Origin of the sequence: Vibrio sp. 1CM23M (assembly GCF_023161755.1) — a bacterium.
Taxonomy (GTDB): Bacteria; Pseudomonadota; Gammaproteobacteria; order Enterobacterales; family Vibrionaceae; genus Vibrio; species Vibrio coralliirubri.
In genome coordinates, this window is the sequence record NZ_JALNTR010000002.1 from 625767 (window position 1) to 651087 (window position 25321).

Sequence of the window (25321 nt, forward strand, 5' to 3'; positions counted from 1 at the left end):
GGCTTCACCGCTTTCACCTGCGTAATGTTGAATTGCTGAGTTGTGCTAACAATGAGTAATGATCAGTGAGATAAATGAGTGTCGCTATTGTTTCTGTAGCCTATCGAATCCATTAATCCGCTGATGAAGCTGCGTGCCCATAGTCAACGACACAAGCAGGCTAATCAAAGCAATCACTGCTCCTGTAACAAACACCCATTGATAACCAGACATCCAGATTATTCCCAACAAAAATGGTAGGAACACCGCTGCAATATGGTTGATAGTGAATGACAAACTCGCCGTTGAAGCCACTTCATCTTCCCTAATTGTCTTTTTAAAGTAGGTGTTTAAAGCTAAAGCAAAGCTAAAAATGATACTGTCGATAACATACAACCCTGCTGCCGCATAATGATCATCCACAAATGCGTAAGATAGGAACACCAGCACTAACGCGGCATACTCAATGATCAAAGCGAGCCTTTCTCCTACTCGATCGATAAATCTCCCAACATACGGTAGAGCAAGCGTCGCAGCTAAGCTGGAGACCATAAACAGAGCAGCCATCATCGCAATCGTATAATGAAACTTTGTCACCATCAGTAAGCCAGCAAATGCCACAAAGATCTGTCTTCTTGCCCCACTCAAAAAAGTAAGAATGTAATAGGTCGTGTATTCACGTCGGACAATGAGTTTGGTGTGTTGCTTAACCTCTGTGTGAGTATCTTGGAACGTAACCAAATAGACCGCAAGCCAGAAACATATTGCTCCACAACTAAAGAAAATAGCCTTATCTGAAACATCAAACAGATAGCTCGCGACCATAATGCCTAGAAAAGTCACCATCGAGAAAAAAGAGGCGGCAGAGCGGATTTTCCCCATTGATTCACTAAAGTTCTCGATCTCTAACAATTGTGTTGAGAGTGATTTGTTCACCGCCTCTAAATAATGGAAACCAATAGACATGATCGTCGTGCTGAAATAGAAGCCATAAATCGAAGGCAAATACCCCGTCATTGCAACACCTAGCCCTAATGTTGCAACCGACAGTACCGCGACTCTTTGTTCTGAAGCGATAAACAACAGAAACAAAACAGTAAATGAGAGTAAGCCTGGGATCTCCCTAACACTCTGCAATACCCCCACATCAGCGCCGGTCATACCAACAGTATCGACAGCGAAGTTATTCATCACAACTCGCCATCCAGTATTCGCTATCACTGACGCGATAGCGATAATAACCAACATCGCGAATGAGCTCCGCGATGTTAAAAGTCTAAGCCAGAGAGTCATTTAAGCCGCCGATTCGAAAAGAAAGTCTTGAATATGATCGCGCATGAATGAAGCCGTTATTAGTTTTCCGTTCATATTCAGATCCTCAAAAATAATGGTATGTTCTGAGCTTGGTAACGATATGCAACTAAGAAAAAGAACACAGAGACAATACAACTCGCTAACAAATTGTTACACGATCGTTTTTAGAATGTTATTTCTTGAGATTGGTAAGTATTCAGAGAGATTTTACTTATTTGAGAGATTCATTGGAGATTGTTATTTGTCGCAAAACATACAGCTGCACTGGCAACGATCGGTATTCAGTTCCTCCCCTTTCCTGTTATCAAAAAAGAGATTGGAGATGTAAACCAAGGGGAGGTTAGGAGGGGATTGCTGGTCAAGCCTCATATGTATTTGATTCAAAAGCAATGACGTAACTTGTTACAATGCCCACAATTAAAGGGTGGTCTTATTTCGCTATACTCCGCCTCCTAATTCCAGAAACAGATCTAATACCAATGAATATCTTTAAAACCTTAGCTCTTTCCATCACGCTATTTTTAGTTGGCTGTGCATCTGGTTCAGCAATATTAGTAGGCGAAGCCAGAAACCCAATTACACCTCAAGAAGTAACACTTTATCTCGAAGCGCCTGAGAACTATGAAAAAATAGCTTTAGTTGATGCATCTAGTGATGCAGGTATGACTAAACAAGGCTCCATCGACTATGCAATCGAAGAGTTAAAAAATCAGGCGGCCAAACTAGGAGCTAATGGGGTCTTACTTCAAGCGACAGGAAGCAACAGCTCTGTAGTATTGGGAGGCGTCGGCACAGACTACCAGTACTTAATCCCTGTTTCAGAACAGACGGTTAATGGAATCGCGATCTACACAGAGTAGTTAATATTGTCCAAGTTAGTTGCCTCGTCAGCACAAACAAAAAGGCCTCGCAATCACGAGGCCTTGTTTTATCTGCGTTCCAACGAAAAAGTAGCTAGCAATTTACGATGGCAAACCAAATTAACTCGAGAGCCATTCGTCCAATACTGTGATGAATTTAGGGTTAATGAGATAACCGATGGAAGCGTGCGGATTGCTTTTTCCGTTGCGAATATTGAGGTTATAAATCGGGTGGATATCTTTCATTCCGCCGGGTATCAGATCCAGTTTGAGCATATCTTTAAAGTCATTTCTAATTTTGCTGTCATGAGAGATAAAGTCATCTTCTGCCGATATGTTTATCCATTGCTGAATGTTTAAAGGGTACTTCTTCTCATCTTTCAAGCGACTCCCTTTTAGCCTATCTTTTACGTTTTCATCGCCTAACGGTGACCCAAGCGTCAGCAATAAGTTGACCTTCTTATCCGCACCATAGTCGTGTCTATACTCTCCGTAATGAGACAGCTTCCATAACACGTCATAACTGATCATCGACCCGAGACTGTGCGACACAATCATCACATCATCCTGATTATCAAGCGCTTCCTTCAGTTCAACCAATAGCCTATGCCTGACATCGCTGCCGAAATAGGTATCTTCATACCAATAATGCGCCATATCCGGCGCGACCATCGTTATGAGTGTCTCAGCCACACCTAGCTTTCCAAACAGCGATGAAAAAGTATCTGCTAACGCCTCTTTTAGAAAACCAATTTTAGATACCTTGTTATACGTTGTTTTATTGAACTGGCTTGTCTTGTACTTTTTGAGTTCAGACAACGCTTGCTGCCGACTTGCAGGGTCTTCCGTTGGTTTGTCTAACAATGTGTTTGATAGTTCACCGTAATAGACAAACCGTTTATCGACATCTTTAAAAGCTTGTAACGAACTTGAGTCTCCACAATCTCGCTGTAAGCCATGTTCTATAGCCTCGTACCAGAGTGCTTGAAGGGAAGCTTTATCGGGCTTTTGAGCGCGACCATGAATGAATATTATTTTCTTAGCCATAGCAGGACGTCCTAAACACATAGTTAAAATTATTATCAGTAGAAAGCACCACTAGATTCGGTCAGCCCTTACTAATAACAGTGGTGCTAATTACGTATCTAAGGGTGGTTGATAGAGCATTTATATAACTATGAGGCCGTCGTTTAAGGACCATAAAAGAATGAACGATGCGAACATTACTCACAAATTGAAATGAATGTATCTAGCAAAGCCTCCAACTAACAAAAAGGCCTCGCAAACGCGAGGCCTTAGTTTTATCTATCACCGATTACATCCATATTTTAACAACTACGGCGCCTACTTCACTGACTTAACCGCATTCATCAACGTTTCGTTGAACTGCTGTGGTTGCTCAAGCATTGGGAAGTGGCCTGAGTCTTCAATGTAGTAAATGCTGTAATCCTTGATGTGTTTCTTGTTCGCTTCTGAATCTGTTGGCCATAGACGAGCGTTAACCAATATTACTGGCACGTTCACGTTCTCATACACGCGGTGTGCTTCGCCAGTCACGTATTGGCCTAGATAATGGCGGAACTGGTTTATCGCGATAGCTGGCTGTGCTGATGCCATGTCTTGTGTTACCCAGTAAAGTAAATCTGCGTCTACGTCTTTTGGTAGCGAGTCTTTTAAAAACTATGGGGAGTCATCCCGCAAACCTGACGCATCCTTAACCTAAATTAGTGGTTTAATGTTGAGTAACCTAAAAGAGATATACAACTTTGACCAATAACGTTAACATAATGTTTTAAAAGGAAATTATCCTATAATCCTAGTGAAAAACTAGCGCGTCTTCGGGAGCAGTGAGTGAAAGTATTTTTAAAACATTACAAACTTTGTAATGACGCAGATGTATGGAAAGTATTTAGGACGATAGTTGTAAATAATAATATCGCTGATCTGATTGTGTTGATATGTCAGTTCTTACTCTTTACATTCGGAGCAATTGGTCTCAAGTATTTCGCAGAGGGAATGTTTCAGTCAACGTTGTCACTGTCTTTCTCTTTGATCATGTGCTTCAAAATGATCAAAAAATATAACAGATGCCGACAAAAAGCATTTGAACGTTACTCGAACATTTTCCAGCATGAGCTCTCATTTTTTAGTAAAAATAACGAATATTTACAATTCGTTTTATTCTATGAAGGGGCGATTAAATCAAAAACAGCAAAAAATTGTGATTTTAATAGCACTCTAGAATATTGTAATACCGAAATCGAAAGTTATTCACAATCACCAATAGTTACAAACCCTTGGTTCATAATATTTGCGTCCTTTTTAGCAGCATCACTAATATCACTATTTTGGGAGTCCAATGAGACATTTATGGCTATAGGGCTATTTTCCGTCGTTTACGCTTCTTTGTTTTTTGTGCCATGGATATTAAGCAATTCTGGAAAACACCGAGCATTGACTAGGTTAAGGAAATTCTGCTTTTGGGCACAAAAACTATCTGATGAAGAAAAAAGAGTATTCCTTAAGATCAGGTAGAATACATTTTAACAAGGTCGAAAAGTTTAGAGCAAGGCCTTTTAATCGTTGCTGAACTAATCGGCATGAGCGCACCATCTAGAACAAAAAGGCCTCGCACACGCGAGGCCTTAGTTTTATCTATAGAATGATTACAACCGCCCTACTTCACTGACTTAACCGCTTTCATCAATATTGTGTTGAACTGCTGTGGTTGCTCTAGCATTGGGAAGTGGCCTGAGTCTTCAATGTAGTAAATGCTGTAGTCCTTGATGTGTTTCTTGTTCGCTTCTGAGTCCGTTGGCCATAGGCGAGCGTTAACCAATATTACTGGTACATTCACGTTCTCATACACGCGGTGGGCTTCGCCTGTCACGTATTGGCCTAGATAATGGCGGAACTGGTTTATCGCGATAGCTGGCGGTGCTGAGGCCATGTCTTGCGTTACCCAGTAAAGTAAATCTGCGTCTACGTCTTTTGGTAGCGAGTCTTTCACGAATGCAGCAATACCCGCTTGGAAGTCTGCTTCAAAGGGTTTGGTCGTCGCATCTAGGTCGCTTTGTGAAACCGCTAGCGCGACGTTTTGCGACGTGTCGACACCAATAATGCCCTTCACTCTTTTCGGCATCAGTTTAGCGGCTTCTGCAATAACACCACCAGCCATTGAATGACCAACTAAGACGACTGAATCAAGTTGTTCTTTGTCGATTACGGCTTTGATGTCTTCAGCGAACGCAACCATGGTGTACTCTTCACGGTTGAACGATGAGTTACCGTGCCCTGCTAAGTCCATAGTGATCACTTGGTACTGCTTTGAAAACTCACTCACTTGGTTCTGCCATAGCCTGCTGTCTAAACTCCAGCTGCGAATGAAGATTAGCACCGTATCCCCCGCTCCCACTTCTTCCATACGCAATTTGCTCACCATCGTGAGATATAGAAATACCGTACTTAACCATTGAATCATGAGCCATGGCATTAAAGCTGCCAGCGCCATGAATACCAAGAATGTGATGTTTAGAATTAAACGTTTCATAGTGTCTCTCTACTTACTTTGGAGAGAACACAGAAAGCGCCCCTCTCAATCAACATAGCCACTATAAAGTGTGAAATTGTAGACAGGTCAATAAGTCACCTTTAAAGGATATAATTGATATTAAACTCCGACTCTATGACTAGATGAACGCTCCTTTTTCACAGTGAACCAATAGGTTAAACCTACAATCATATTGACATAAAAATTAATAATAACAAAAGCTTACAGACAGTGACATTTCGGGGTATGATACCAATAATTTAAATGCATATTTATTTATACAAGAGAGTTTAGTAGTGATTATTACAAATCTTGCGACTTGGACTTATAAGCCAGAGCTTGAAGGATTGTTATTTTTTTCCCAGAGGTTATTGGAGTTGTCTTACGACCGTTCAGACTATGTAGAAAAAAATATTAAAGTACCTCTGAAAGATATAATAACCGAGTGTTTAGAGTACATTGAACTCCAAGAGAAGGGTTTACATATTACTTCAGATACCGAGTTGAACATGTTGTATGATGAGATTCGAGAAAACATTAGAACTGATTCAGTCGTAAAAAAACTATTAAACGAAAAAGCAGAAGTTTATCTTTCAAAATTAAACGCTTCAAATGATAATAAAGAGCTTAAAAACATACTAGAATTAATTAAGTTTAAGATCCCTTCACAGCGATATCTAAATGAAGTAGTTGAACAGTTAAAAGAAGCAATCAGTACACCTAAACAAAAAAAGAAGATACAAAATTTAACTGATAAACTATATGAGTTCCTGGTTTCTTATGGGTATCAAAAAGGTACTATATACTTTTTAACAAATAGACATTTTTTTGATAAGTCTGGTATAAATAAAGTCTCATCATTAGAGGATTTAGCTGCCTTTCTTGAATACTTCGACCTTGAATATAAGGAATTTGAAGTTATTTTCACCGCTTCTAAAATATACAACGAAATATCTGAAGCTTGTAAAAACCTGAACCTTAAAATATTCAGCACTAAAGAACATGTATATAATGAAATTTTAGAAAACAAGTTTTTTAGAAATCCTAGAGATAAGAAAGTATTTCTTAGTTGTGCTAATGTAGAAGCTGTCGACTATCAACACGCGATGCGAGTTGCTGCTTCTAGGGTTGGTATGTTATCAGATCTATTAGTTGTTTTTTCGCATCGCACCAAACCATGGTTTTCCGATTACTGCCTCGTCTACAATCATAGTAAAAATCATGTTGTGAATATAAGTAAACAAACTAATATGATGTCTTCGTTAAGCGAAGCTGACTTCGCTCACACTAAAGATATTTTCCCGGTATTTTTATCTAACTTCGGTTTAGAACAAGATTCATTCAAACGTTTTATTCGAAGTGTAGAGTTACATGCACATGCTTTAGAAAATGATGAAACTGCATCACAAATTTTAAATTTATGGATATGCTTAGAGGCTCTATTAATCACGGGAAAAACGAAATCTCACATTTCAACTGTAATTGAATCCATATCCTTAATCTATTCTTTCTATGCTGTCCGCCATAGAGTCTGTGCATTAAAAGACATTTTTTTAAAGTGGAACGAAATAGAATTTCGTGCAGTAATGGGAAATTTAGGAATAATCGATGAAGAAGAAGCTATGGCTGCCCTTTTATCAGTGAAGCAGTATGAAAAAATAGCAGTAGATTTATTGTCCAAATTAGATGAGCAACCATTAATTCGATTTAAGTTCATTAACCTTGTAAATATCCTCCAAACAAGGAAAGGAATAAGTAATTTAATTGAAGAAGAAAAAAGTAAATGTGAAAAAGATCTTCGTAGAGTTTATCGAACTCGAAATAAAATCGTCCATCAAGGTGATATTAATGGGCATAAAGATTATCTCGTGGAAATGGCTCATTTTTATTTAGACTTGGTTTTATTTTCGATAATTGAACGTAAAGTATCTTTTGATGATATTAGCTCGATTGACAACTTAATCCAAGAAATGAGGATTAATATTGAATGTCATAAAAGTTACCTTAAAGAAAAAAATAAAACTGATGAGCTAGTGCCTACAGACTTTAAAAATGTATTATTTGGACCTTCATCGTAATCAGCACTTAGAAATTTAGCTCTTGCTTGAATTTGTTCTTACAAAAAAGGCCTCGCAATGCGAGGCCTTTGGTTTTCTATCTATCAGAAAAGATTAGTCGCGAAGTGCTGCGCCGAATTTCTCTGAGATTGAAGCTACGATAGCATCTACTGAACCAGCGATGTCTGCATCTTCAAGTGTGCGCTCTACAGACTGTAGGCTAAGTGCGATTGCTAGGCTCTTCTTACCTTCTTCAACGCCTTGACCAACGTATACGTCGAACAGTTTAGCGCCTGTTAGGAATTCGCCACCAGCAGCGATACACGCTTCAACGATGTCGCCAGAAGCAACTGCTTCGTCAACAACTACTGCGATATCACGACGGTTTGCAGGGAACTTAGATACGGCTACTGCTTCTGGAAGCACGCGAGTGTTGATAGCTGCCCATTCGATTTCGAATACGATAGTGCGGCCGTTAAGACCAAACTTACGCTCTAGTTCTGGGTGAACAGTACCAATGATACCCACTTCTTTGCCGTCTACTACGATAGCCGCAGTTTGACCTGGGTGAAGTGCTGGGTGCTTCGCTGCTTTGAAGCTGTATGCGATTTCGTTTGCTGAAAGCTCAAGAACGGCTTCTAGGTCACCTTTAAGATCGAAGAAATCTACAGTGTTAGTTGCAATGTCCCAGTGCTCTTCGCCACGAGTACCAGAGATAACGCCCGCAAGCATCATTTCTTGGCGCATGCCGTTTTCAGCAGTTGCTTCAGGGATGAAACGTAGGCCTGATTCGAATAGACGAACGCGAGACTGTTGACGCTTCTGGTTGTGAACAACTGTGTTTAGTAGACCTTGGATTAGGCCAAGACGCATTGCTGACATGTCCGCAGAGATTGGGAATGGCAGGATTAGCGGCTCAACACCAGGTACAACAAGCTTTTGCTGTTCTGGTTCTACGAAGCTGTATGTGATTGCTTCGTGGTAGCCACGGTCTACAAGAAGGTCACGAACGCGCTTAAGCGGTTGGTTAGCTTCTTTGTGGTCATTCATTTTAAGTGCCGCTTTAGGCGCTTGGTTTGGAATGTTATCGTAACCGTAGATACGACCTACTTCTTCAATTAGGTCTTGCTCGATTGCGATATCAAAACGCCAAGATGGAGACGTTGCCGTCCAACCTGCGTCTGTAGTCTCTACTTCACAACCTAGGCGAGTAAGAATTTCCACTACGTCTGTAGATGGGATTTCGTGACCTAGTAGGCTGTCTAGCTTAGCGCGACGCAGAGCAACTACGTTTGCTTTTGGTAGATCAGCTTCAGATTCGCTGCCGTTTACTGGCGCAACTTCACCACCACAGATTTCAACTAGAAGCTGTGTTGCACGCTCCATTGCTGCTGCTTGAAGTGTTGAATCAACACCACGTTCGAAACGTAGAGAAGAATCAGTGTGAAGGCCGTAAGCACGTGCGCGACCACGGATGTGATCCGGTGCGAAGAATGCAGCTTCAAGAAGAACGTCAGTTGTTTCAGTAGTAACACCTGAATCTTGACCGCCAAAGATACCAGCGATTGCTAGTGCTTTGTTGTGGTCAGCGATAACAAGTGTGTTGCTGTTTAGTTCAGCTTCGTTGCCATCTAGAAGTGTTAGTTTTTCGCCCTGCTCTGCTAGACGAACCACGATACCGCCTTCGATCTTAGCTAGATCAAATGCGTGCATTGGTTGGCCTTGCTCTAGCATCACGTAGTTTGTGATGTCTACAACTGGGTCGATTGAACGGATACCACAACGACGCAGTTTTTCTTGCATCCAGATTGGCGATTCCGCTTTCACGTTTACGTTCTTAACCACACGGCCAAGGTAACGTGGACAAGCATCAGTTGCTTTGATTTCAACAGATACTGTGTCTTCAATACTTGTTGCAACAGCTTCAACTGCTGGCTCTGTAACGTCTGCGCGGTTTAGTACGCCAACTTCACGAGCAAGGCCACGGATGCTGAAGCAGTCTGCGCGGTTTGCTGTTAGGTCTACGTCGATAGTTACGTCGTTAAGCTCAAGAAGCTCACGTACGTCCATACCTAGCGTTGTGCCTTCAGGCAGCTCAAGGATGCCGTCAGACTCTACGTCGATACCTAGCTCAGAGAAAGAACAAAGCATGCCGTGCGATGGAACGCCACGTAGTTTTGCTTTCTTGATTTTGAAGTCACCAGGAAGTACTGCGCCAACTGTTGCTACTGCTACAGTTAGGCCAAGACGACAGTTAGATGCACCACAAACGATGTCTAAAAGTTCTTCTTCGCCGATATCAATTTTAGTTACTTGTAGTTTGTCTGCGTCTGGGTGCTGACCGCACTCAACCACTTTACCTACTTTAACGCCGGTGAATTCACCAGCAACAGGTTCTACATCGTCAACTTCCAAACCAGCCATAGTGATTTGGTGAGCTAGCTCTTCGCTGTTAATTGCAGGTTTAACCCACTCGCGTAGCCAAGATTCACTGAATTTCATAGTTTTGACTGCCCCGGATTACTTGAATTGTTTAAGGAAACGAAGGTCGTTCTCGAAGAACGCACGAAGGTCATTTACGCCGTAACGAAGCATCGTTAGACGCTCTACACCCATACCGAATGCAAAACCAGAGTATTTCTCAGGGTCGATGCCAACAGAGCGAAGTACGTTAGGGTGAACCATGCCACAGCCTAGAACTTCTAGCCATTTGCCATCTTTACGTTTCACGTCAACTTCAGCTGAAGGCTCTGTGAACGGGAAGAATGAAGGACGGAAACGCACTTCAACTTCTTCTTCAAAGAAGTTACAAAGGAAATCGTTAAGAATGCCTTTAAGTTGTGCGAAGTTTACGTTCTCATCAACTAACATACCTTCCACTTGGTGGAACATTGGCGTGTGAGTTTGATCGTAGTCGTTACGGTAAACACGACCCGGAGCAATGAAGCGGAATGGCGGTTTGCCGTTTTCCATCGTACGGATTTGAACACCAGAAGTGTGCGTACGTAGCATTAGATCAGGGTTGAAGAAGAAAGTATCGTGATCAGTACGAGCTGGGTGATCGTCTGCGATGTTTAGTGCATCAAAGTTGTGGAATGCATCTTCGATCTCAGGGCCAGACTCAGTGCTAAAGCCAAGCTCACCAAAGAACTGTTCGATACGCTCAACTGTGCGAGTAACTGGGTGAAGACCACCGTTCTCAATGCGACGACCTGGTAGGCTCACATCGATAGTTTCTTCAGCTAGTTTCGCTTCAAGCTCTGCACGTTGTAGTGCGTCTTTGCGAGCTGCGATCGCTTGTTGAACAGCACCTTTCGCTTTGTTGATCTCTTGACCAGCAGTGCGACGCTCTTCAGGTGGAAGTTTACCTAGGCTTTGTAGTTGAAGAGTTAGTTCACCCTTCTTACCTAAATACTGAACTCGCACTTCATCAAGTGCGACTAACGAATCTGCTGTATCAATAGCAGTCGTTGCATTAGCAATGATCTCTTCTAGATGTTGCATCATTTCCTCATCTACCAGTTGGTAGTGTCCGTATCGGATGATTAGTTTTTTTAGATAGCTACACATAGTAATCAAACACGCAACCAATGCCAAATTGAATCGTTAAAAGAGCAAGTTATTGACTAAAAACACGGCAAATTTAACAGGATATTAATGAGTAGTAAGAGGAAGTGGCACAAATACGAGTGCCACTCCTTTGTTTAGAAGTGAGCGGGGCTCAAGATTTACAGAGAGCTGAGTTCTGAATCTCTAGTGAACCGAGATCTAAAACTAAAGCGAACTTAGATCTGAACTTGAAATAAACCAGTTTTAAATCTGAATCGAACAAACACTGTTTTTACCTGCGTTTTTTGCTAAATAGACGGACTCATCGGCGGCTTTAATTAACTCGTTCATTGAGCCGAATTCTTGGGTTATTTCAGCCACACCGACACTAATACTGCCAATCCAAACTTGATGACTGGTTTCAACCTCTAATTCAGACACTTTCTGGCGAGCCGTTTCCGCGATGTGCATGCCACCTTTGAGGTCGGTGTTAGGGCAAATAACCAAGAACTCATCGCCACCTAACCGGCAAACAATATCATCATTACGGAACGTATTTTTCAGTTCACGCGAGAGGGTTTGTAGCACCAAGTCACCGGCATCATGCCCACTTGTGTCATTAATGCGCTTGAAGTTGTCGGCATCAATCATAATGCACACTAAAGGAATACCAAGTTCTTTGGAGTCTTGCCAATGTAGCGCTAACTGTTTAAAGGCACTGCGGCGGTTAGGCAAATGAGTGAGTGAGTCTGTTAACGACAGTTCTTCAAGCTTCTTACTCGCTCGTTTCAATTCTGCCGTCCGTTCCTCGACTTTGTCTTCGAGTAACTGATTGAAGCGTAACAACTGTTTGTTTCGTTCAGAGACTTGTTCAAACAGGCCGTTAAGCGCAGCCAACAGCGGGACAGTCGCAGAATCTTGCTGCTTTTCTTCTGCTTCAAAGGCTTGTAGAGGTGTTGCACCCTTTTCTATCGCGGTCATTTGTCGCGCCATGTTTTGATCGATGCCGAGGATGTGGTAAGCAAGCCAATGGATGAGGAAGTCCAATAACTGCCGTGCTGACACCTGATCTTCTTCCAAGATGAAAGCTTGCATAAACACACGATGCGCTTTGATGTGTTCTTCAATGTGTAACTGATGTACACCGCAATCTCTCATCAAAGATTCTTCTTCTTTAAAGTGAAATTCGGCATAGCGTGTGAGATCAAGTAAAGCGATGTTAATGTCGTCTATAGAGATTGTATTCTCTGACAAAAGATTTCCGTAGTGGTTGATAAAACCAACAAGGTATTGATGTTGTTCATCTACAACACCAATGCCCGTTTCAAAGTTTTGATCCCAATTAAATAAACTCATAGATCCCTTAGGGCCGATACCACCAGCACGATTTACATGCATATTCGGAGGTTATAGATATTCGAAAAATATAACCATCTTACCTGTGGGACTATTCGATTATTTGCTCTATTTTATAAAAAGATGACGTTGAACATTATAAATATAGCGCGTCTTAATTCTGAGACGCCTCCTTTAACAAGAACGCCCCACCAAACTAACACTAGAAATAATATTCCAACGCTACCTCAACAAAATCATCCTTTCGAGCGAAGAACAATAAGTCTTCTGGGGTTTCGTTCTCAAACAACCAAGCGTTTAATCGCCACTTCAGGTTGTTGTTGATTCGGCTTGATGCTTCCAACTTGGCACTGTAGACATCGCTGTTATCTAAATCTTGGGTGATGCCCGTAAGTACTTCGGTGCCGTCTTCATCATTCAAGGCAAAACGCGCGCCTAAGAACACATCGTTTTGGCCGATGGTTTGAGCATTGTTGCCTCGGCTGTCATACAGGTATTCCGCAATGAAGCCGATGTCCCAGTACGATTCAAGCGCTCCAACCCAAGTGTATTCAAAGCCTGTTGCGACGCCTGTGTGGTTGTCGTAACTATCGCGATAAATGCTTTCCAGCTTCCATAACCAGTCACCGATAATGCCCTGCACATCCAGTCCGAAGTGCTGCATTTGCGCGTAGTATGGCTTGAGTTGGTTGCCTTGCACACGGTAATAAGGGTCGCGGTTTGTGCCGCCCAAATAACTTAAACCGACATCCCAATCACCGTACATTTGGCTATAGCGCAGCGCCACATCGACGTGTTTTTCTTCTCGCGAAGATTCGTAAAGCGCATCGTTCGATACTGGCACGGTTGGTCTTAAGCGTCCGTCTTCGCCTGCAAAGGTACGTTCACGAAAATACGGCAGTAACATGGCGTCGATGGCTCCCCAGTCTTTTATCGAGGTGAAGTGCACCATTGGCTGACCTAGCTTGGATTCGCCATCGACCGATTCAATAGCGTCGGTTTGGTTTACCACATCCACTAAATGCGCCGATTCGGTCACGCCCCAAAACACTTTGCCTAAACCCGCCCGCAGTTCGTAGTCATCCCAGTAGGTGAGATACAAGGCTTCACGAATATCACCATGAGTTCGTTCATCGTCTTCACTGTCTAGGCGATAAAACGGGGTGAAGGTAAAACTGCCGTTGCCCTCTTGTTGTTCCCAATAAAACTCTGGCTGCAAAACCAGTGAGCTTTGCCCTTTATCTTGCCCTTGTAAGCCGTCGCTAAAAAACTGCCTGTGTTCAAGGTTAACCTGCCCTGCGAGCTGTGGGCTAATCTGTTCTACGAACTCAGAGCTAAATCCAGCCGCCACACATGGTAACGACACCTGCATGAGTCCAACTGTCGCTGCCAAGGTTAAAGATAACTGCGTTCCTGTTAACACAATCCTTTTCATATTCTTGCCTTACTTTGCACGTTTCAGTGTGTTTTTCTGGAAATCTTTGTCCTTAAGACCGGTCTGGAACGCTAAATCTGTCGTGGTTAAAACGGTACTTTTTCCCGTTTGATGGTTTTGCATCGACATGGTGTGCGCGCGCCAGTATTGGTTTAGGTATTGTTTGTAGTCTTGGAACGACAGGGTTTTCAGCAATGCGCCTTTACGGTCGTAAAACTCCACTTGAACGGGGCGGTAATATTGTTGGTCTAGCCATACTTTCTGCTTGGTATAGCCAGAGTTTTTGTCGGTAGGAACTTGCTCTAAAACAAAGGTATCCACACCTTCAATTTTGGCGTCTTCAATGTAGTTGAAGGTGTACTTTTCTAGCTCAAACGAGCTTAAGTCTTCGTAAGCAAATTCACTGCCCATAAACGGGCCCGACTTGTTACGTGAAGAGATGCGTTTTACACGTTTCAGAGCAGGCAGATACAACCATTGATCATCAGATTTAGAGATGTGTGAATGGTTTAAGAAAGCCGTGCCTTTTACATCACGTGGCTCATCAAAAATGGTTAAGCCTTTGTCACCATCGTCATCCACTTCTAATGACTTCAATCGCATTAGACGTGTGCTGCTTTCGCCCTGTTTGTTGCGAAGTAGCATCTCCATGGTCGCGACAGAATCGCCCCACCCCATATCCACGGCTTTGCGTTGCTCGGCTATTTCTAGGCCTTTAGCTGGGTCTGCTAATGCTGGGAAAGCTGCCAACGTGCTCAGCGTGAATAATGTAGTAACGAATGATTGTTTAACGCTTTTCATAAATATCTCCTTGAGTCAGCCCACCGCAGCAGGCTGACGATTCCTTATTTGGTTGAAGCAGACAGTTCGCCAGTCGAGCTAGGCTGGGACTTAGTGTCAGGCTTGTTTGAATAGTGAGTCTGTTTGTCGAAGATCATCAGCAAACTCGGTAGCAAGATGAAGTCGACCACCAGCGCAATGAAAATCACAATCGCGCTGAGCAAGCCCATATCGGAGTTGAGTCTGAAGCTCGACATCGCCAACACTGAGAAGCCCGCCACAAGCACGACAGTAGTGATCCACAATGCGCGTCCGACGGTGTGAAAAGCGTATCGGACCGCTTCTTCTGCTGATTTCCCTTCCATTCTGGCGCGCTGGTATTTACTCAAGAAGTGCACCGCATCATCAACCACGATACCCAACGTGAGCGTGACCACGACTGATAAACCTAGGTTGATTTCACCGGAGATGAGCGCCCATAAACCAAAGCCAATAATCGCCGGGGCAATATTTGGTACTAGGCTAATCATGCCTAAGCGAACTGAGCGCAATGCAAAAATCATCAAGCCAGAGATAAGCACTAAGGTGATAGGCAAAGTTGATAACATGCTTGCCATGTTGGTTTCGCCAATGTGAGCAAACATCAGTGATGGGCTCGACGCGACTACTTCATACTGAGGTGCATTGGCTGCAAACCATGAGTAAATGCGCTCTTCGAGTTCCACCAATTCCACACTGCCTAGGTTATCGACCGTGAGTACCATTTTGATCGATGACTTATCGACGTTGATCTGGTTGTTCAAGTCCAAGCCATACGGCAGAGACATCTCGTAAAGCAGTAGGTATTGCGCGGCTAGCTCTCGGTTAAGCGGTAGCTGGTAATAGCTGTCATCATCGCCGTGCATGTTCTTATTCAAACGCATGTAAACATCAGAAAGTGTTGCGACATGGTCGGTTTCAGGTTGGACGCGTAGCCACTCAGTAAAGTCACCAATCGCTTGCAAGAACACAGGATCAGCAATCGCTTGAGACTCGTTGGTTTTCACTGCGATGCTGAGGGTCGTCATGCCACTTACGGTCTCTTCCATGAAGTCGGCCGCTTGTCTGAATTCGCTTGAGGTATCGAAATACTTCACCGATTCATCGTTCACTTTGTTGAGTGGAATTAACGCAGCAGCACCGACAATCACAAGAGTTGAAACAGGCAGCAGTGCTTTACGGTTCGCAACGACAAAGTCACCGAGCTTATCCATAAAGGTGACTTTGTCTGCCGCCTTAGGATTGGCAGATAGACGTTTAACTGGCAGCAGTTTTAACAATGCAGGCAACATAGTTACAGATAGGAAGCACGCGATGAGTACGCCTAGTGCCGACAAGTTACCGAAGTCTCTTAATACTGGAGAATCCGACATGTTCATCATCAAGAAGCCGATCGCAGTGGTCACTGAGGTGATTAGAATCGGCATCGCATTGAGCTTGATGCTGTATTGAATGGCTTGTGCTTTCTCCATACCGCGCTGCATCGCTTGTCTCATGGTCACAATCACGTGAACACAATCGGCCACCGCCAAAGTCAAAACCAAGGTTGGAACATTCACGGTTGCGGTGCTCAAGAACATCCCTGCCCAACCGGATAAACCCATGGTGGCGACAATTGAGGAGATGATCACAATAAGCGTGGCCACCACACTAAAGAACGAGCGCAGCATAAAGGTCAGGAACACCAGCACCACCAACAGCATTAAGGGAACCAGCGTTGAGCTATCTTCTTGAGCCGAAGTCATAAACGCGTTGTTCATGGCGATGATGCCCGCTTTATGGAACTCAACATTTGGGTACTGAGCTTGGTACTTGCCAATCATGGCGTTGATGGCCGCAATCACCTCTTGCACTTCCGCGGTTTTATCCACTTCTGGCAATTGCACAGTGACGTTCACAATGGTCACATCGCCAGAGGCTGACACTAAGGCATTCTTAAGCAGTGGTTCGTTGAGGGCGATCTGTTTGACTTTGGCGATGCGCTCGGGCGTATGCTCGTATTCTTCATACAGCAGGTCTTCCACTAAGAGGTCATCTTCAACGGCTTCGGTATGCTGATAATTGGCCAGCGAATCGACACGGCTTGAGTATGGGATCTGCCACGCATCGACCGTGAGGTTTTGAATTAAGGTGAGTGTTTCTGGGGTGAAGACATTGCCGCCTTCAGGTGCGACAACAATCGCGAGGTTGTCGGTTTTCGCAAAGGTAGTTTGGATTTCATCGAACGCCATCAACTGTTTGTTGGTGCCTTCGAAGAAGATGTTGTAGTCCCCTCTAAAGTAAAGGTTCTTTGCCCCTAATGCAGAGAGAATGATGATTGAAAAAACCACCAGCAGAACGATAAACGAACGCTTGGTCGGTATTGAGTGCCAACTGTTATTTAGATCCCCGTTTACGCTATCGACGTTACGGTTATCTCGATTTTGGTGATCGAAAGCTGGCTTCTGGCTGTCATGTTCCATCACAGTCTCCATTTGTGACGATTCGTCATAGTTGTGTCTTAAAAAGCCAGCTGAAGCTGACAAAAACACAATTCTTAGTCATATACTCAAGAAAACCAAAACCACACTAGGCTAAACTTAAGTTTATGACGAATCGTCACTAATGGTTATTAATAAACCCACATGAGTGGGCTTAATGGAAGCTATCGACCTACAGATTCTAAGTAGGCAATCTCTTCACTGAACAGTTCTTGTTCTACTCGACGCCAAGTTTTGCGGTAGTCCCAATCAGTAGAAAGAGGCTGCCAGTTGAGGCCGTCTAGTAGCATGTTCGCGTTGTATAATACTGAATACGGGTCTTGTAACCGCTTAATACAATGACTGTTTGAAGCATTCTGTGACAAGGCATTTGAACCAAATGCGATTGACCAGTTTGCAAACACGATGGCGTCTGAACCCATACCAGAAGGGAATTTTAGGTCACCAGCATCGACTGCTTGGTTAACCATTAAATCGGCTTGTTCAATCACCAATTCTTCCAGTTCATTCATCTCGGCTACGCGTGCACTAGACGCTTTCTCTAGTACCCACGGGCTTTTTGCCATGATCGCACAAGTTGATAGTACCGGCTCCATGCGAACATAGATTCGGTAAGCAACGTGTAATGCAACGACCTTTTCGCGTGTGTTGCCTTCAAACTCTCCAGAACGAGCAAACATTAATGCTTCGGCCTTTAAAGAGTGAATACACAAGGCTAAAACTACGTCTTCTTTGCTGCAAAAGTGATTGTATATTGTACCTTTTGAATAAGAACTCGCGGCCGTTAGCTTATCCATCGTCAGGTTTCCGAACCCTTGCTCTCGAACCAGATCTTTTGCTAACAACATCAATTCTACTTCTCGGTCTGCGATAGACTGCTGCTTTTTAGACAACACGCCTTTGCAACCAAAGATACCTTGTTTATCGCCTTTACAACCAAAGCCAAACATAATTTCTCAGTCCGTATTTTAGCTTAGCTATCATCTAAGCTTCGCCAGTATTTAAAGCACTCCTATCCAATATATTAACACGAATAGTAAATTCATGTAGTTAACCATTTTATGACGCTTCGTCATTTCTGACTTATCGTCATAATAGCGCAAATATTGATCATATCAAGGTGTTTTATAAATTAAATACAGTTTATGAATAGATAGATAAGGGGATGGAGAGTCGATAAGACAATCATCAATAGTCGACCTTGAGAGAAGACCTTAAAAGAACGCCTGTATTTTGACCAACAGAATGCGAAAGCGAATTGGTCATTCTTAACCTAACAAAAAATGTCGGCACTTTACGCTGTTATGCGTATTCATGCCCAATGGCTCCTAGCTTAAACTACAAGAATGAATGACTGTAGGCTTACTTTATGGGGCAGACGTCTCCTTATGGTCAATATTTGGCTTACTAATGTCGTTTTCTGTTAAGTTGCTATAAATTCGGTAAGGGGTGACTTACAATAGTGACAACGACTTACCTTTTTTGAGAACACGATATTGAGCGCCAAATATTCTTATTTAGCTTGGCAAGTGAATACTTCTAGCCCTGCAGAAAAGCTGGTTTTATTGATGCTTGCAGACGGTGCTGACGAATTCGGCTACACCAATGTGTGCCTACAAACAGCAGGTCAACTTTGTGCTCTCTCTACGTTTGGTTTAGCCGACTGTCTTAAGTGTTTAGTCGACCAAGGTTTTCTCGATAAGGTGAAAGTAGATTATCGAGATAAAAAAGAGATTCACGTTTTCAAAATGCTCATTGAGCAAGAGCAAGCTGCGGTGCACGTTGAGGTTCAACCGACCAATAGTATTCCGGTCTACTCTACCGCACCTGCACCTGCACCTGCACCTGCACCTGCACCTAAGTTTCAGCCTGCTCCGGCGCCAATGCAACACATGCAACAGGCCCCTCGCCCACAAGGCCGAGGCTCAATGAACAGCAACACCGTTTCAACGCATGATTTGGATGAAGAGATCATTCCAACATGGGCGGAACGTGCGTTTAAATTCTCCGGCCTTGCTGGTGACCATAGTTTAGTATGGAAAAAATTTGTCCTCTGGTATAAAGCCAAAGCCAATGAACTAATGCCAATATCACGCATCGAATCTAAGTTGCAGTACTGGTTAGTTAACGAGAAGCAAAATGAAAGACAACAACAGCAGAAGACCTCTCAATATTCAGGAAATGCAGGACAAGCTCAAGGAAATGGGTATCGACAAAAGCTTAGCCCATCTGAACGCTTCAGGCAGCAGCTCATTCAAAAAGGCAAAAAGCCAACCTTCTGAGCCAGCTCAACCTGTTGTACCTGACGCTACAGGTCCATTAGTACCTGAAGTGATTGAAGCGCAAAGTACCGAAGTGAAAGTAGCGGCTGCACAAGCTGCGGATTCTGGTGCGTCTCAACAAGTGCCTGTTGTTGATCAAGATCCTACAGAATTAGAATTAACGGATTGGTGTATTCACGTGTTTGGCTCTTTCTTGAGCGTTTACGAAACACAGTGGGAATATCAGTACGGTAGTGAGCCAAGCGGTAAGTTCATCGAGTTTGCTAACTCTGTTGATTCAGACGGCCTTAACCGCGTGCTAATGCACTGTCACGAGCGTATTCAGCTTGGCAACAGTTGGCCGCCGCAAATGGGTGAGCTTTGGATCCTAAAAGATTCTCTAACGGAAGAAGAGTTGCTGGATAGCCGTATCCGTGTGTTGTCGCGCACTGCGGTGAACAAGATTGAAAAATGGTTAATCCAAAACAAACTGTACGACTTAAAGCGCACCGCGGAAAACAAGTTGGATGGTCTGTTTAAGAAGTACTACTTGGAAGCGAAGCGTTTAGATGAGAAAGGCATGCTAGAAACGGAGTTGCCACAATTCCTGCTTGCCGCTAACTCAGTGAAGAACCTAAACGATTTAAAACGTGAAGAGTACGAAAGCCAACACGGCAAAGCGATTAACCCAAGAATCCAGCGTATTCTAAACAGTAAAAAGTAACCGTCCGCTAGCTACCTGTTAGAAGAAAACAGAGTTGCGATTACACGGTTAACCGATACAAAAATGCCAGCTATCAAGCTGGCATTTTTTATGAATTCTTACGAACTCTTTAACGACTATCCGACCGTTATTTACGATCGTTTTACTGATTAATTACAGTAGGTGGATAGTTGCGTTTAGAGAGAAAACGCCTGCGTCGTCATCTTTCATTTTGAAGTTTTGGTAGCTAGCGCCTACAGATAGTGGACCGAAGATGAAGTATTCAGCGCCTACAGCGTACATGATATCAACATCGTCTTGCTTGAAGTTATCGCCTTTCACTTCGTAAGAGTGAAGACCACCCTTCGCGTATACGTGAAGAGGACCGAAGTCGATGCTTGGTTTGATCGCTAGGTAAGCTGTGCTTACGTCAACACCTTGTTTAGCACGGTTGCCGTAGCTAACGTTGTCGAAAGAACCTAGGTCCCAGTAACCCGCTTCAACACCAATTAGTGGAAGGATACCTGTACCTACGTGGATGCCCACCGCATTTTCATCTTCACCAGCGAATGAGTTTTGACCACCCATTACACCGCCGTACAACCAAGAATCAGCCATTGCTGTTGAAGATGCACCTAGTAGTGCTAGTGCCAATAACGTTTTTTTCATATTCGACCTTTTTCGTCCTAGTGGCAGGCCTTGAGTGGTAATAAATTGCCACCAAGTCGCCCTGTATGTAATAACTATTCAATTAGTAATGCAATAAGCAAGATTTATACCCAAACCTTGCCATTGCGTCTAGCTTTATTCCTTTAGCAAGCATCAATCGCGTTTTTAACACGCTTATCTGATACTGGGTAAGGCGTACCGAGCTGCTGTGCGAAGAAGCTTACACGAAGCTCTTCTATCATCCAACGCACCTCTTTTACATTTTCTGGAACCGCGATCCCTTTTGGAATTTTATTCAGCAGTTCTTTGTAATCATTCATTACTGACTCAACTTTGATCATGTGAAGACGATCTTTGTTCGGGTCAATTGGCAGTTTTTCCATGCGGCGTTCAATCGCTCTCATATAGCGTAGAATATCCGGCAAGCGTTTCCACCCACATTCTGTGGCAAAACCCTTAAAAATCAAACCTTCTACTTGAGCTTTTATGTCAGAAAGTGCGAATGCCATAGAAAGATCCACGCGTCCTTTCAGCTTTTTACTGATGCTGAATGCCGTGGTTAGGATGGTTTCAACCTGTTGAGCAATCTCAACTACGGTATCACCTAGCTCTGCACGCACGTGTTCTTTCAGTGCTTCAAACTGCTCTGGTTCCCAAACCAAACCGCCCTTCTCTTCAATCAGCTTATCAATACCACAAGCGATACAGTCATCGATAAGATCGAGCACCTGTCCGTATGGGTTGAAGTACAAGCCAAGTTTCGATTTGTTCGGCAAATTCGAGTGCAAGTATTTGATCGGCGATGGTACGTTCAACAGGATTAAACGACGCTGACCCGATTTCATTGCCGAGATCTGCTCTTGCTCGGTTTCGAACAGTTTGATCTCTACGCTGTCTTTGGTATCCACCAACGCAGGGAAGGCTTTAACATCGTAGCCGCCGCGCTTCTGTTGGTAGACTTTTGGCAATTCACCAAAGCTCCACGTGTGCAGGTTCTGCTGCTCGATATCGTCGTCTGCTACTTTAGAAAGCGTTTCTTGAACCTTATCTTTCAGGCTCTCTTTCAGCTCATGCAGATCTTTCTGTTCTTTCAGCTTACGCTTGCGATGATCGACAGCGCGGAATGTTACCTTTAAGTGCTCTGGAATCTGGTCTAACTTCCAGTCATCACGTACCACTTCCACACCCGTCATGCGGCGTAGCTCTTTCTCAAGAGAATCCAGTAACGGTGCTTCAAGTGGTGTCACGCGAGCCAAGAATGCATCAGCGTAGTTTGGTGCAGGTACAAAGTTACGGCGTAGCGTTTTAGGTAACGACTTAATCAAGCTAATCACTAGCTCTTGGCGTAGACCTGGGATCTGCCAATCAAAACCGTTCTGGCCGATCTGGTTCAAGATAGGCAGCGGAATGTGTACCGTTACACCATCGTTGTCGTCGCCCGGCTCAAATTGGTAGCTCAGCTTGAGCTTAATACCGTTTTGATGCCAGAAGTTCGGGTAATCCAAATCGGTAACGTGGCTAGCATCGCCTCGGAACAGCATCGACTTTTCAAAGTTCAGCAGCTCAGGGGTTTTCTGACTGGTCTTCTTCCACCATGTATCAAAGTGACGGCCAGAAACCGCCTCTTCACCCACACGTTGGTCATAGAAATCGAACAGTTCATCATCATCGATCAAGATGTCACGACGACGCGATTTATGCTCAAGCTCTTCGACTTCCTGTAGAAGCTTACGGTTCTGCTTGAAGAAAGCATGTTTGGTTTCCCACTCACCTTCTACTAATGCACTGCGTACAAACAACTCACGGCTGACGGTTGCGTCAATCGCGCCGTAGTTCACAAGGCGCTTAGGTACGATTGGGATTCCGTAAAGCATCACTTTTTCGTGTGCCATTACCGCTGCTTGTTTCTTCGACCAATGTGGTTCGCTGTAGCTACGTTTAATCAAGTGTTTCGCTAGTGGTTCAATCCATTCAGGTTGAATCTTCGCGATAACACGGCCCCAAAGTTTCGAGGTTTCCACCAGCTCAGCAGACATGATCCACTTCGGTTGTTTCTTAAATAAGCCAGACGCAGGGAAGATATGGAAGCGCGCATTACGTGCACCTTGATACTCATTCTTCTCTTGGTCTTTCATACCGATGTGCGAAAGCAGACCTGATAGCAGTGACATGTGAATGCCATCATAGCTGCCCGGTTCTGTATTCAACTTAGTATCCAGTTCACGCATTGCTTGGTGAATTTGGAAGTACACATCTTGCCATTCACGGATACGTAAATAGTTGAGGTAATCTTGCTTACACTGTTTGCGGAACTGGTTACTCGACAGCGCTTTTTGCTGCTGCTTGATGTAATCCCACAAGTTCACAAACGTGATGAAGTCAGACTCTTTATCGAAGAAGCGCTTGTGCTTGTCATCAGACGATTGTTGCTTATCTGATGGACGCTCACGCGGATCTTGAATCGACAACGCAGACGCGATCACCATCACTTCGTGTAGGCATCGGTTACGTGGTGCTTCGATAACCATACGCGCTAAACGTGGATCGATAGGCAGCTTCGCCAGCTTACGACCAATTGCGGTTAGCTTCTTCTTGTCGTCGCCGTGGTTCTTGTTTTTGTTTGCAGCTGGTTCAGCTGTTGCGATCGCACCCAACTCTTCAAGCAGTCTTACACCATCTTGAATGTTGCGCTTATCGGGCGCTTCAACAAATGGGAACGCTTGAATGTCGCCTAGGCCTAGCGCTGTCATCTGAAGGATAACCGATGCTAGGTTAGTACGAAGGATCTCTGGGTCGGTAAACTCTGGGCGTGATTCGAAATCTTCCTCTGAGTACAGACGAATACAGATACCTTCCGCAACACGACCACAACGACCTTTACGCTGGTTAGCACTCGCTTGAGACACTGGCTCAATCGGTAGGCGTTGTACTTTAGTACGGTAGCTGTAGCGGCTGATACGCGCCGTACCCGGGTCGATAACATACTTGATGCCCGGTACGGTTAACGAGGTTTCTGCTACGTTAGTTGCCAGAACGATGCGTCGACCAGTATGAGACTGGAAGATACGGTTCTGTTCACCTGCCGATAGACGCGCGTAAAGCGGAACAATTTCAGTATCGCGAAGGTTACGTTTACTTAATGCATCTGCGGTATCACGAATTTCTCGCTCACCGTTCATGAAGATCAATATATCGCCAAGGCCTTCATCACACAGCTCATCAACCGCTTCAAAGATGCCTTCGATTTGGTCGCGGTCTGAATCACTTTCATCACCACCTAATGGGCGGTAACGCGTATCTACTGGGTAAGTACGGCCAGATACTTCAATGATTGGTGCATTATTAAAGTGCTTAGAGAAACGCCCAGGGTCGATGGTTGCCGACGTGATGATCACTTTCAGATCAGGACGCTTTGGCAGCAACTCTTTCAGGTAACCCATGATGAAATCGATGTTCAGGCTACGTTCGTGCGCTTCATCGATGATGATGGTGTCGTACTGATTTAAGAATCGGTCGTGCTGAATTTCCGCCAGTAGAATACCGTCGGTCATCAATTTGATTTGGGTGTTGTCAGAAATCTGGTCGTTAAATCGAACCTTATAACCAACAAACTCACCCAGCTGCGTTTCCATCTCTTCAGCAATACGGTTCGCAACCGAACGGGCAGCAAGACGACGCGGCTGAGTGTGACCAATTAAGCCAAAGCGGCCGCGGCCAAGCTCAGAACAGATTTTTGGTAACTGAGTGGTTTTACCCGAACCCGTTTCACCCGCCACGATAACCACTTGGTTTTCGGCGATGGCTTTCGCGATGTCTTCGCGTTTTTGGCTAACCGGTAGAATTTCTGGGTATTCAATCGTTGGTTTCTGTGCCGCACGCTGAGTTGCCGTCATCATCGACTTAGCAATGTCTAACGCAATCTCATCAAAGACAGCGTGCTTAGCTTGTTCGTTCTTAATTTTGCTCGCACCAGCAATTCGCTTACTCAAACGGAAGCGATCGCGCATCATACATTCCTTGAGCGCTTTACGAAGAGAGGCTGGGCTATTCTGAGATGATTTGTTGTTTGTCGCTGATTGATCAGCTTTTTTGGTATTTGATTGTTCAGCATTTAATTGTTTAGCAGGTCGGTTCGATGCAGGCTTATTTGATTTCGCTTCGTTCTGTGAAGAACTTGGCTGTGCTGCATTCTTGTTGTTATCTGCTTTTTCCGGAGACGAAGTCAAAGCGTGTCCTATTCTTGTACTTATTAAACTCGCGCGATTATATCACAAGTCTCAAACAAAAAA

General features: G+C 43.9%; 16 protein-coding genes and 2 pseudogenes. 5 read left to right on the top strand and 13 right to left on the bottom strand.

Annotated elements, in window-relative coordinates; genetic code table 11:
- Nucleotides 1-84 precede the first annotated feature (84 nt).
- Complete coding sequence (locus tag MSG35_RS08200) at nt 85-1227, bottom strand: MFS transporter (RefSeq protein WP_248383654.1); 1143 nt, start codon at nt 1225-1227, stop codon at nt 85-87.
- A 545-nt stretch (nt 1228-1772) separates the two neighbouring features.
- Here MSG35_RS08200 and MSG35_RS08205 point away from each other — a divergent pair.
- Nucleotides 1773-2153, top strand: coding sequence for a hypothetical protein (locus tag MSG35_RS08205; RefSeq protein WP_248383655.1), 381 nt, complete (start codon nt 1773-1775; stop codon nt 2151-2153).
- A 120-nt stretch (nt 2154-2273) separates the two neighbouring features.
- Here MSG35_RS08205 and MSG35_RS08210 read toward each other — a convergent pair whose 3' ends face one another.
- Both MSG35_RS08210 and MSG35_RS08215 read right to left on the bottom strand, forming a co-directional pair.
- Nucleotides 2274-3200 carry a hypothetical protein gene (locus MSG35_RS08210; protein ID WP_248383656.1) on the bottom strand — a complete coding sequence of 309 codons (927 nt, stop codon included), beginning with the start codon at nt 3198-3200 and terminating at the stop codon, nt 2274-2276.
- A 297-nt stretch (nt 3201-3497) separates the two neighbouring features.
- Nucleotides 3498-3833, bottom strand: a pseudogene (locus tag MSG35_RS08215) (alpha/beta hydrolase); the annotation flags it as partial.
- Between the two features lie 171 nt (nt 3834-4004).
- Here MSG35_RS08215 and MSG35_RS08220 point away from each other — a divergent pair.
- Nucleotides 4005-4688, top strand: a complete 684-nt coding sequence (locus MSG35_RS08220) for a hypothetical protein (protein ID WP_248337694.1) — start codon at nt 4005-4007, stop codon at nt 4686-4688.
- A 142-nt stretch (nt 4689-4830) separates the two neighbouring features.
- On the opposite strand, the pseudogene MSG35_RS08225 reads toward MSG35_RS08220, so the two are convergent.
- Nucleotides 4831-5703, bottom strand: a pseudogene (locus tag MSG35_RS08225) (alpha/beta hydrolase).
- A gap of 296 nt (nt 5704-5999) precedes the next feature.
- On the opposite strand from MSG35_RS08225, the gene MSG35_RS24090 reads away from it, so the two are divergent.
- Nucleotides 6000-7781, top strand: a complete 1782-nt coding sequence (locus MSG35_RS24090) for a HEPN domain-containing protein (RefSeq protein ID WP_248383657.1) — start codon at nt 6000-6002, stop codon at nt 7779-7781.
- Nucleotides 7782-7874: 93 nt separating this feature from the next.
- On the opposite strand, the gene pheT is transcribed toward MSG35_RS24090, so the two are convergent.
- From pheT to MSG35_RS08265, 7 genes are all read right to left on the bottom strand, one after another.
- Nucleotides 7875-10262, bottom strand: a complete 2388-nt coding sequence (gene pheT, locus MSG35_RS08235) for a phenylalanine--tRNA ligase subunit beta (protein WP_248337690.1) — start codon at nt 10260-10262, stop codon at nt 7875-7877.
- 18 nt (nt 10263-10280) lie between these two features.
- The gene (gene pheS, locus MSG35_RS08240) at nt 10281-11264 is read right to left on the bottom strand and encodes a phenylalanine--tRNA ligase subunit alpha (protein ID WP_004734764.1); all 984 of its coding nucleotides are present in this window, start codon (nt 11262-11264) and stop codon (nt 10281-10283) included.
- Between the two features lie 309 nt (nt 11265-11573).
- Entirely contained in the window at nt 11574-12665 is a 1092-nt protein-coding gene (locus MSG35_RS08245; RefSeq protein WP_248337688.1) for a GGDEF domain-containing protein, read from the bottom strand.
- Nucleotides 12666-12867: 202 nt separating this feature from the next.
- Nucleotides 12868-14100 carry a hypothetical protein gene (locus MSG35_RS08250; RefSeq protein WP_248337687.1) on the bottom strand — a complete coding sequence of 411 codons (1233 nt, stop codon included), beginning with the start codon at nt 14098-14100 and terminating at the stop codon, nt 12868-12870.
- Between the two features lie 9 nt (nt 14101-14109).
- Nucleotides 14110-14901: an outer membrane lipoprotein-sorting protein gene (locus MSG35_RS08255; protein ID WP_248383658.1), complete on the bottom strand. Its 792-nt coding sequence runs from the start codon at nt 14899-14901 to the stop codon at nt 14110-14112.
- 44 nt (nt 14902-14945) lie between these two features.
- Nucleotides 14946-17444 (bottom strand): MMPL family transporter, encoded by a 2499-nt coding sequence (locus tag MSG35_RS08260; protein WP_248383659.1) that lies wholly within the window; start codon nt 17442-17444, stop codon nt 14946-14948.
- A gap of 119 nt (nt 17445-17563) precedes the next feature.
- Nucleotides 17564-18349 (bottom strand): TetR/AcrR family transcriptional regulator, encoded by a 786-nt coding sequence (locus MSG35_RS08265; RefSeq protein ID WP_048611674.1) that lies wholly within the window; start codon nt 18347-18349, stop codon nt 17564-17566.
- 546 nt (nt 18350-18895) lie between these two features.
- Here MSG35_RS08265 and MSG35_RS08270 point away from each other — a divergent pair.
- Both MSG35_RS08270 and MSG35_RS08275 read left to right on the top strand, forming a co-directional pair.
- Nucleotides 18896-19681 carry a hypothetical protein gene (locus tag MSG35_RS08270; protein ID WP_248337681.1) on the top strand — a complete coding sequence of 262 codons (786 nt, stop codon included), beginning with the start codon at nt 18896-18898 and terminating at the stop codon, nt 19679-19681.
- Nucleotides 19602-20384, top strand: coding sequence for a hypothetical protein (locus MSG35_RS08275; protein ID WP_248338171.1), 783 nt, complete (start codon nt 19602-19604; stop codon nt 20382-20384). The genes MSG35_RS08270 and MSG35_RS08275 overlap by 80 nt, the downstream gene beginning before the upstream one ends.
- Before the next feature lie 153 nt (nt 20385-20537).
- On the opposite strand, the gene MSG35_RS08280 is transcribed toward MSG35_RS08275, so the two are convergent.
- Nucleotides 20538-21032, bottom strand: coding sequence for an outer membrane beta-barrel protein (locus tag MSG35_RS08280; RefSeq protein WP_017107497.1), 495 nt, complete (start codon nt 21030-21032; stop codon nt 20538-20540).
- Between the two features lie 143 nt (nt 21033-21175).
- Complete coding sequence (gene hrpA / locus MSG35_RS08285) at nt 21176-25258, bottom strand: ATP-dependent RNA helicase HrpA (protein ID WP_248383660.1); 4083 nt, start codon at nt 25256-25258, stop codon at nt 21176-21178.
- Between the last annotated feature and the right edge of the window lie 63 nt (nt 25259-25321).

Excerpts from the sequence above, each read along its gene's own strand:
- MSG35_RS08210 (WP_248383656.1), bottom strand. The coding sequence starts at position 3,200 with ATGGCTAAGAAAATAATATTCATTCATGGTCGCGCTCAAAAGCCCGAT.
- MSG35_RS08200 (WP_248383654.1), bottom strand. The coding sequence starts at position 1,227 with ATGTTGGTTATTATCGCTATCGCGTCAGTGATAGCGAATACTGGATGG.
- MSG35_RS08265 (WP_048611674.1), bottom strand. The coding sequence starts at position 18,349 with ATGTTTGGCTTTGGTTGTAAAGGCGATAAACAAGGTATCTTTGGTTGC.
- MSG35_RS08250 (WP_248337687.1), bottom strand. The coding sequence starts at position 14,100 with ATGAAAAGGATTGTGTTAACAGGAACGCAGTTATCTTTAACCTTGGCA.
- pheT (WP_248337690.1), bottom strand. The coding sequence starts at position 10,262 with ATGAAATTCAGTGAATCTTGGCTACGCGAGTGGGTTAAACCTGCAATT.
- MSG35_RS08255 (WP_248383658.1), bottom strand. The coding sequence starts at position 14,901 with ATGAAAAGCGTTAAACAATCATTCGTTACTACATTATTCACGCTGAGC.
- MSG35_RS08275 (WP_248338171.1), top strand. The coding sequence starts at position 19,602 with ATGGGTATCGACAAAAGCTTAGCCCATCTGAACGCTTCAGGCAGCAGC.
- MSG35_RS08205 (WP_248383655.1), top strand. The coding sequence starts at position 1,773 with ATGAATATCTTTAAAACCTTAGCTCTTTCCATCACGCTATTTTTAGTT.
- MSG35_RS08245 (WP_248337688.1), bottom strand. The coding sequence starts at position 12,665 with ATGAGTTTATTTAATTGGGATCAAAACTTTGAAACGGGCATTGGTGTT.
- pheS (WP_004734764.1), bottom strand. The coding sequence starts at position 11,264 with ATGCAACATCTAGAAGAGATCATTGCTAATGCAACGACTGCTATTGAT.
- MSG35_RS08280 (WP_017107497.1), bottom strand. The coding sequence starts at position 21,032 with ATGAAAAAAACGTTATTGGCACTAGCACTACTAGGTGCATCTTCAACA.